This window comes from Thermus neutrinimicus, assembly GCF_022760955.1.
Classification (GTDB): domain Bacteria; phylum Deinococcota; class Deinococci; order Deinococcales; family Thermaceae; genus Thermus; species Thermus neutrinimicus.
In genome coordinates this window covers 1-1,674 of sequence record NZ_JAKTNU010000037.1, presented here as the reverse complement: position 1 = coordinate 1,674, position 1,674 = coordinate 1, and the positions used below count along the sequence as shown (strand labels likewise).

The following is a 1,674-nucleotide window of genomic DNA, read 5'->3' as shown; positions in this document are numbered from 1 at the left end:
AGCAAACGGGTCTACTTCCACGGCCTCAAGCTCCACCTCCTGGTGGACGACGGGAAGTTCGTCCACGAGGTGAACCTGACCCCGGGGAGCTTCCACGACCTCGCTTCTCTTCTCCTCCTTCCCCTGGACCTTCCCGAGGGGGCGGAGCTCTACCTGGACCGGGGGTACGAGAGCCATCTGTACGAGGACCTCCTCCGGGAGGCCCAGGAGGTTGTTCCCATGGTCATCCGCAGGAGGAACAGCCGGCGGTATCTCCCTTGGATGCAGTACCTGGCCATCGTGGGGCGGAGGGTGGTGGAGACGGTGGGGAGCATGCTCCATCACCTCTTCCCCAGGCGCATCCACGCCGTGACCCAGGAGGGTTTCGTCATCAAAGTTCTCACCTTCGTCCTGGCCCATAACATCAGTCTCCTGACCCAGAAGATGGCTGGGTAGCAACTTGGGTTATAGTAACGGTCGCTGCGCACCACGGAACTGGCCGCACCATGGGTTCGCCACCGGGCGCCGCTTGCCTTCCCGGGTCGCGGCGCGCACCAGCGGTTCGGCGCCCTCGCTCACGCCTGCGCGACGGCGAGCAGCCGCCGGCTGTCGAGCGTGAGTGGTCCGCCCTCGTCGCCCAGCAGCTCGACGCGGGCGAACCCGGCCCGCAGCAGCTCGTCCCGCAGCTCCACCGGCGTATACAGCCGCAGCCCGTACGCGAACCGGCGCACACGCCCGTCCCGGACGATGGTGCGGTCGGTCTGCACGCGCCCGGTGAGCGGTTCGTACCCGGTGCGGTCGATCATCAGGTCGTCGCCCCGGCGGACCACGTCGAAGCGCACCGGCTCGCCGGGCGGCAGGCTGCGCAGGATCCGGTCGCGGTGGACCGTCTCGATCAGCAGCCGGCCGCCGGGCCGCAGCACGCGCCGGAACTCCGCCAGCACGCGGCGGTTCTCCTCGTCGTCGAAGTAGCCGAAGGAGGTGAACCAGTTGACCACGGCGTCGAAGTCTCGCCCGAACGGCAGGGCCCGCATGTCGCCGTGGACCCACTCGACGCCGACGCCCGCGGCCGCCGCGGCCTGGCGGGCCCGCTCCAGGAACAGCGGGCTGGCGTCGAGGCCGGTCACGCGGCAGCCTCGGCGCGCCAGGCGCACGGCGATGCGGCCGTGCCCGCAAGGCACATCCAGCACATCCGCCCCCGGACCGAGGTCGAGGAGCCGGGCGATGAGCTCGGCCTCCTTCTCGTTGCGCTCGTCGTGCAAGAAGGTCTCGTAGAAGTACAGGTAATCCTCGTCGAACACGGCGTCCCAGTGTGCACCCGTCATCGGCCATCCCCCCGCGGCGCGGCACCGGCCCCGGTGCCGGAGCTTTGGCCAAACTATAGTGCACCGCCCGCCGTCCGGGAAGGACCGCCAGATGGATCGCTGGACAGCGGGCGCCCGCCGTGCTATGTTAACCCAAGTTGCTACCTATCCCGAGGCCTGAAAAAATAGTGGCCGCTATGCTGTCGCGCATCATAGCGGCCTTTTGCATTATAGACGATGCCCTCCAGGCCCTGGGCTACAAGGACGACCCCCAAGCCAAGACCCCAGCCTCCGCCATCCTGACCCTCGCCATCCTGGCCGCCATGGAACTGGGCGGCAAGCACAACAAGGCCCTGGCCCTCGCCAAAGACCTGCGCCTCTTTACCTACGT

2 protein-coding genes and 1 pseudogene are annotated in these 1,674 nt (G+C 68.1%); 2 read left to right on the top strand and 1 reads right to left on the bottom strand.

All coding sequences use genetic code 11. The features are described from left to right. The coding region (locus L0C59_RS11025; protein WP_243091373.1) for a transposase at nucleotides 1-435 on the top strand (435 nt) is incomplete at its 5' end. A 119-nt stretch (nucleotides 436-554) separates the two neighbouring features. Here L0C59_RS11025 and L0C59_RS11020 read toward each other — a convergent pair. Beyond that, nucleotides 555-1,280: a class I SAM-dependent methyltransferase gene (locus tag L0C59_RS11020; protein WP_169335130.1), complete on the bottom strand. Its 726-nt coding sequence runs from the start codon at nucleotides 1,278-1,280 to the stop codon at nucleotides 555-557. Between the two features lie 200 nt (nucleotides 1,281-1,480). Here L0C59_RS11020 and L0C59_RS11015 point away from each other — a divergent pair. Further along, a pseudogene (locus L0C59_RS11015) lies at nucleotides 1,481-1,674 on the top strand (IS982 family transposase); the annotation flags it as partial.